Genomic DNA, 7,366 nt, shown 5'->3' with positions numbered 1-7,366 from the left:
GACTCCTCAAGAACTAGCGCCCTTGTATCATCATCTCCCACCTATCCTACACATAATAAACCAACTTTCAATACGAAGTTATAGTAAAGCTCCACGGGGTCTTTTCGTCTTGATGCGGGTAACCAGCGTTTTCACTGGTACCATAATTTCACCGAGTCCAATGTTGAGACAGTAGGGCGATCATTGCGCCTTTCGTGCAGGTCAATAATTAGTTGACAAGGAATTTCGCTACCTTAGGACCGTTATAGTTACGGCCGCCGTTCACCCGGGCTTCACTTGAATGCTTCGCGTAAGCTAACATCTCCGCTTAACCTTCGGGCACTGGGCAGGCTTCACCCTCTATACTTCGGTTTGCACCTTTGCAGAGAGCTGTGTTTTTGATAAACAGTTGCCACCCTCGTTTTACTGTGGCCCTTTAAAAAAGGGCATCCCTTCTTGCGAACGTACGGGATAATTTTGCAGAGTTCCTTAACATTGGTTTTCTCGCTCGCCTTAGAATACTCATCTTGGGGACGTGTGTCCGTTCTCGGTACAGGTTGTTAAAAAATTAACACTAGAAACTTTTCTTGGAAACATAGAATCATTTAATTCGGTACTTGAGTCTCCTCTTCCCTATGCATCACAGCTCAAAATTAATGTTATGCGGATTTGCCTGCATAACTTTCTAACTGCTTACCCCACAATCCAGTAAGTGGTAAAACTATCTTTTTTCGTCATTCCATCATTTTTTTAACAAGTATCGGAATATTAACCGATTGTCCATCGGATACGCTTTTCAGCCTCTCCTTAGGCCCTGACTAACCCTGGGTGGACGACCCTTGCCCAGGAAACCTTCCCCAATAGGCGTCGAAGATTCTCACTTCGAATCGTTACTCATTCCGGCATTCTCACTTTTAATCTCTCCACTAGTGGTCACCCTCTAGCTTCAACGAAATTAAAACGCTCTCCTAACGCAATTATTTTAAATAATTGCCCGTAGCTTCGGTATTGTGTTTTAGTCCCGTTACATTATTGGCGCAAGATCTCTTGACTAGTGAGCAATTACGCACTCTTTAAATGGTGGCTGCTTCTAAGCCAACATCCTAGTTGTTTGAGAAATTTCACAACCTTTCTCACTTAACACAATTTTGGGACCTTAGCTGACGATCTGGGTTCTTTCCCTCGCGAGCGTGGACGTTATCACCCACGTTCCGACTGCATAGATTAGATTAATGGTATTCGGAGTTTGATTATAGTCAGTACAGCTAGGTGCCGCCATTCCACATTCAGTGCTCTACCCCCATTAATTATATTTCTACACGCTAGCCCTAAAGCTATTTCGAAGAGAACCAGCTATCTCCAAGTTCGATTGGAATTTCACCACTATCCGCAAGTCATCCGGGCACTTTTTAGCGTACTACGGTTCGAACCTCCACTTTGTTTTACCAAAGTTTCATTCTGCTCACGGATAGATCACCTGGTTTCGGGTCTATGTCAACAAACTAAACGCCCTATTCAGACTCGGTTTCCCTACGGCTGCGCTTTAATCCGCTTAACCTTGCTTGCTAACATAACTCGCCGGACCATACTGCAAGATGTACGCCATCACACATTAACGTGCTTTGACTACTTGTAAGTAAATGGTTTCAGAATCTATTTCACTCCCCTCTCGGGGTTCTTTTCACCTTTCCCTCACGGTACTAGTTCACTATCGGTGTCTGATTAGTATTTAGCCTTACCAGGTGGTCCTGGCAAATTCAGACAGGGTTTCACGTGCCCCGCCCTACTCAGGATACATTTATGAGATTATATAATTTTGCGTACAGGGATTTCACCTTCTTTGTCAAAGCATTCCAACTTTTTCTGCTATTATATAATTTTGTAACTCAATTAAAATGTCCTATAACCCCGTAAAAACGGTTTGGGCTCCTCCCATTTCGCTCGCCACTACTTTGGGAATCATTATTTATTTTCTTTTCCTGTTGTTACTAAGATGTTTCAATTCACAACGTATCTCGCTGCTTTAATTATGAATTCATTAAAGCGCAACCTAGGTTTGCTAGGTTGGGTTTCCCCATTCGGAAATCTCCGTATCATAGCTTATTTCCAGCTCCACGAAGCTTATCGCAGGTAATCACGTCCTTCATCGACTTTCAGACCCAAGGCATCCACCAAATACTCTTATTTATTTAAAAAGTTAAAACTATCTTCTGAGTATAGCCTATTTAGATAATATATCTTAAGGTATTTTAACAATTTTAGAGTTCTTATAACTAAAAGTTATAAAATTTTAAAAATAAACTCGGTTTAATTTTAAAAGACTTTGGAATATTATCTGATTTTTAGATCAGATATAAAATTGTTACTGTTCAGTTTTGAAAGAGCTAATATTGTCTTTTTACAGACATTTTGAGAGTTTTAGAGCTCTCAAAACTAGGTACATAATCAATTTCAAATTGCTATTGTATTAAAAAATTCATTAAAAAAAGTTAAAAAAATTTACTTTACAAAAAAATAATATTTACAAAACTAAACAAGGAGAAAATGAATTAATAGAACAAATTATTTCAAATTATTAAATTTTATAATGTGTTAGTTTGATTTTAACCACATTTAGTAGTAGTAATTTTCCGTAGAAAGGAGGTGTTCCATCCCCACGTTCTCGTAGGGATACCTTGTTACGACTTCACCCCAGTCATCGGTCCTGCCTTAGGCAATGGTCTCCGAGGTTAACTCACCGACTTTGGGCATTACCAACTCCCATGGTGTGACGGGCGGTGTGTACAAAACCCGAGAACGTATTCACCGCAGTATAGCTGACCTGCGATTACTAGCGATTCCGACTTCATGAAGTCGAGTTGCAGACTTCAATCCGAACTGAGACTACTTTTTTGAGATTAGCTTGACATCACTGTTTCGCTGCTCTTTGTAGTAGCCATTGTAGCACGTGTGTTGCCCCACTCGTAAGAGGCATGATGATTTGACGTCATCCCCGCCTTCCTCCGGTTTGCACCGGCAGTATCTCTAGGGTTCTCAACTTAATGTTAGCAACTAAAGAAAAGGGTTGCGCTCGTTGCAGGACTTAACCTAACATCTCACGACACGAGCTGACGACAACCATGCACCATCTGTCATCTCGTTAGCCTCCGCTATATCTCTATAGTTTTGCGAGGATGTCAAGAGTGGGTAAGGTTCTACGCGTATCATCAAATTAAACCACATGCTCCACCGCTTGTGCGGGTTCCCGTCAATTCCTTTAAGTTTCACTCTTGCGAGCATACTACTCAGGCGGATCATTTAACGCGTTAGCTGTGCTAGTGACTTTTGCCACCAACTAATGATCATCGTTTACGGCGTGGACTACCAGGGTATCTAATCCTGTTTGCTCCCCACGCTTTCGTCCATTAGTGTCAATATATGACCAGTTAGCTGCCTTCGCCTATTGGTGTTCTTCCTAATATCTACGCATTCCACCGCTCCACTAGGAATTCCGCTAACCTCTTCATAATTCTATTTTGTCAGTATCTAAAGCGAACTAAAGTTGAGCTTTAGCATTTAACCTTAAACTTAACAAAAAACCTGCGGACGCTTTACGCCCAATAATTCCGGATAACGCTTGCGACCTATGTATTACCGCGGCTGCTGGCACATAGTTTGCCGTCACTTTCTAATAAGGTACCGTCAAGACTAAATCATTTCCTATCTAGTTTTTTCTTCCCTTACAACAGCAGTTTACATCCCTAAAGACTTCATCCTGCACTCTGTGTCGCTCCATCAAGCTTTCGCTCATTGTGGAATATTCCTTACTGCTGCCTCCCGTAGGAGTCTGGGCCGTATCTCAATCCCAGTGTGGCGGTACAGCCTCTTGGCCCCGCTAAACATCATCGTCTTGGTAGGCCTTTACCCTACCAACTAACTAATGTTGCGCACCCCCATTTTTTGGTGGAGCTTTAAAGGCTCCTTTTAATAAAAAAACATGCATTTTTTTATTTTATCCGGTATTAGCTGCTGTTTCCAATAGTTATCCCGGTCCAAAAGGTAGGTTAGGTACGTGTTACTCACCCATTTGCTACTAAATATATTAGCAAGCTAACATATTCCGTTCAACATGCATGTATTAAGCACACAGATAGCGTTTATCCTGAGCTAGGATCAAACTCTCATGATTGCGTTCAATTTGAAATTGGTTTTGAAATTATATACCTAGTTTTGAAAGATCTAAAATTTTTTTTGCCGTTTTAACAGCGTAACTCTAATTATATCACAAAAAAATTTTTTACAAATAATTTTTTTTTTTTTTTTTACGCTGCCTGTTTCTTCATTTGAAACAAAGCTTAGTTATTATAACCCGGCAAAATAAAAAAACCAAGAAAAAAATAAAAAAATTTTTTTTCTTCTTTAATTTATATTATATATAGTCATTTTTTGCTAATTTTTTTATAAATTTTGTAAAATTTTTGGTGTTTTTTTGCTTTGCACCAGCCAAAACTAATCTCAAAAATGACCCACCAATTTGAAAAAAAATATTTTTTTAAAATTTTTAAGCAAATAAAAATATTTTTTTTCAAATTTACAAATTTTTACATATTTATTTTGGGAAAATTTGCTCTGTTTTATTTTTTTGCTGGTTTTACAAAAAAACTTATAATTTATTATATTAGTGTTTTTTAGGGGAGAAATATGCCGATTTGAAAAATTGTTTTATTAATAACCGGGATTTTTGCACTTTTAGTTGCGTTAGTCTCCTTTGTTTGAACATGAGTCAAAAAAAATAAATTAATTAAAAAATATAATTTTGAACACCAAAGTCAAAATTATGACCAGTGAATAGATCTAAAATCACAAGTTACTGAATTAGAAAGCGATATTTGGCTCGTTGAAAGTCTTGAATTTGTTATTAATAAAATAAGGGAAACAAATTCAAAAGCAAATTTATTTGTTGAAAAAGACGGAATTGTGGCTTGTCTTAGTCAAAAAAATATTAAAAACTCGACAAATACAGTTTTTGAATCTCACCTTGATCAAAACAGTTTGCAAAAAAATATTGAAAAATTGCAAATAAACAATCTAAATTACACAAGCCATTGCGAAGCTTTTTTTGATTTTATTTTAATTTCGGTAGAAATTAACCCTAAAAATTTTCAAGAATTTTTAGAAAAGGTTAAAATTGGTGGACACTTAATTTGAAAATATAAAAAAAAGCAGCGAAGGGCAATTTTAAAAATGTTAAAATTGCATAAAATTCACTTCGATGAATTTTTTTATTATGATTTTTTGATAATTCAAAAAAAATAAATTAAAATTTTACTAAAAATTGTTTAAAAAGGAAAAAAATGAAAAAAATAATGAATGATGAAGTTCTTTTAACCCAACAAAAACTTGATGAAATTAAAAAAGAACTTGAACATTTAATAAATGTTGAGCGTGTTAATGTTATTCAAGAAATTAAAGACGCTCGTTCTCAAGGCGATCTTTCTGAAAATGCCGAATATGATGTAGCCCGTGAAAAACAAGGGATAATTGAGTCAAAAATACGTGAATTTGAAGCTATTATTGCCAAGGCAAAAATAATTGAAACTCGTTCAGGATCAAAACGAGTTTCAATTGGATCAAAAGTTACCCTTAAAAATCTTGAAAGTGGTTTAGTTCAAACTTTTCAAATTGTTTCTTCAATTGACGCTGATCCTTTTGCGAATAAAATTTCCAATTTTTCACCGATTGCACAAGTTCTTTTAGGTCAACATGAAGGCGATGAAGTTGAAGTTGATGTAAATGAAAAATATTCGGTTAAAATTCTGGAAGTAACTAACGAATAAAATGCATTTTTCAATAAAAAAATTTTTTCCCGACTCCCCAGAGATGTGGAAAAAATTTGCTAAAATTACTATTCCAGTAATTTTAGCAACGCTTTTTATTTCGATAAATAATTTTGTTGATAATTTCATGGTTTCCCAAATCAGTGGCGGAATTACGGCTGTCGGGATGGCCAATTTTTGAACAGGAATTGTTTTTTCTTTTATAATTTCGATTAACACAATCGGGTCAATTATTTTTGCCCAATACTGAGGAAAAAAAGAATTTAAACTCGCCCAACAAGTAAATAATATTAGATATATTCTTTCTTTTATTGTTATTTTATTTTTTGCCGTTCTCTCGTGAGCTTTTCCTGAAAGTCTGCTCAGGGTTGTTCAGTGGAGACGGGGTTCGTCAGGTTTAGACCAGAGTATTTTTGATCAGGCAAAAAGTTACTTATTTATAATAAGTTTTTCTTGAATCTTGTTTGCCTACATTGTCACTTCCTCAGGAATTCTGCGCGAAATTGGCGTAATGAAAGTTTCTGTTCTTTTTAACACTTTGACTTTAGTAACAAATATTGGCCTTAATTTTCTCTTAATTCCACTAATGGGAGTCGCTGGTTCAGCGCTTGCAACTGTAATTTCAAGACTAATAACCTCTTTTTTAATGTATTTGTATCAACTTTTTTATAGAAAAGAAATAAGTCTGTCAATTTTCAAAATGTTTCAAATTGAAAGACAAATTTGAAAGCAGTTTTTTGCCCGTTTTGTCGGAATGTCGCTTGTAACTATTGCCTCTTTAATTATTTCAGTCCGCTCTGTTCTTTGATCCCAAAGTTTGCCGCCTGGTTCAATTGGAATTGACGATGGCAGTGGTTTTTATAAATTTTGGGGCATTGGATTCTTAACCATTTCAGGAATAATTCTCACAATTGCTAACATTTTTTTTACAACTTTTGCCTCAATTCAGACAAGTGTTTCAATTGTCGTTGGTCAAAATTTAGGTCAAAATAAAATTGAACTAGCCAAAAAAAACGCCGCAATGTTAAAAGGTTTTTTATTTGTTGTTTCAGTTGTTATGTCAGTTGTTGCCTTTATTATCGTTTTTGCTATCACAAAAACTGACTTGATTACAACGGGAATTAAAGAACAAGTTCAAAAAGGACTCTCTGATTATTTTAACGAAAATAATTTACCTGTTGACCAAAGTATTATTGACGCCCAAAAAGTTTTGGCCGTTGATTTTTATCTAAATCAGATTTTTATAATCTGTATAGTTATAATTTTAATTAATCCAATTTGGGTTCAAATTAATGCCTCTTTAACGATAATTAAAGCCGGCGGACGGGCTAATTTTGCCAGTTGGTGAGATTTTTTTACCGGTTTAGGCCAACTTGTTTGACAAATTCTTATAGTTTTAGTTTTTATTCCGCTGATTTCTGAGGTTCATTTAAAACTTTTTATTTCACTGACAGTTTTTTACCTTTCAGATATTCTAAAGTGAATAATTTTTGAACTAATTTATCTAAAAAGCAATTGAGCGATTAATTTGACGCTTGAAAATTCAGCCTTAAAAGAATCTATCTAAAATG

At 35.8% G+C, this 7,366-nt stretch carries 3 protein-coding genes and 2 rRNA genes; 3 read left to right on the top strand and 2 right to left on the bottom strand.

Translation table 4 applies throughout. From position 1 onward, the window contains the following. Nucleotides 1-2,174, bottom strand: a 23S ribosomal RNA gene (locus V3255_RS03975). Between the two features lie 441 nt (nt 2,175-2,615). Further along, a 16S ribosomal RNA gene (locus V3255_RS03970) occupies nt 2,616-4,147 on the bottom strand. The 16S and 23S rRNA genes sit together here, the layout of an rRNA operon. Nucleotides 4,148-4,659: 512 nt before the next feature. Here V3255_RS03970 and V3255_RS03965 point away from each other — a divergent pair. From V3255_RS03965 to V3255_RS03955, 3 genes are read left to right on the top strand one after another with little or no spacing between them, the layout of a single operon-like run. Then, entirely contained in the window at nt 4,660-5,274 is a 615-nt protein-coding gene (locus V3255_RS03965) for a BC85_0335 family putative methyltransferase (protein WP_337903040.1), read from the top strand. A gap of 38 nt (nt 5,275-5,312) precedes the next feature. Next, nucleotides 5,313-5,795: a transcription elongation factor GreA gene (greA, locus tag V3255_RS03960; protein WP_252263052.1), complete on the top strand. Its 483-nt coding sequence runs from the start codon at nt 5,313-5,315 to the stop codon at nt 5,793-5,795. A gap of 43 nt (nt 5,796-5,838) precedes the next feature. Further along, nucleotides 5,839-7,362, top strand: coding sequence for an MATE family efflux transporter (locus V3255_RS03955; RefSeq protein WP_341516252.1), 1,524 nt, complete (start codon nt 5,839-5,841; stop codon nt 7,360-7,362). Nucleotides 7,363-7,366 lie beyond the last annotated feature (4 nt).

The sequence above is a fragment of the Mesomycoplasma ovipneumoniae genome (assembly GCF_038095975.1).
GTDB lineage: Bacteria > Bacillota_I > Bacilli_A > Mycoplasmatales > Metamycoplasmataceae > Mesomycoplasma > Mesomycoplasma ovipneumoniae_C.
This window is presented reverse-complemented; position numbering and strand designations above follow the sequence as displayed.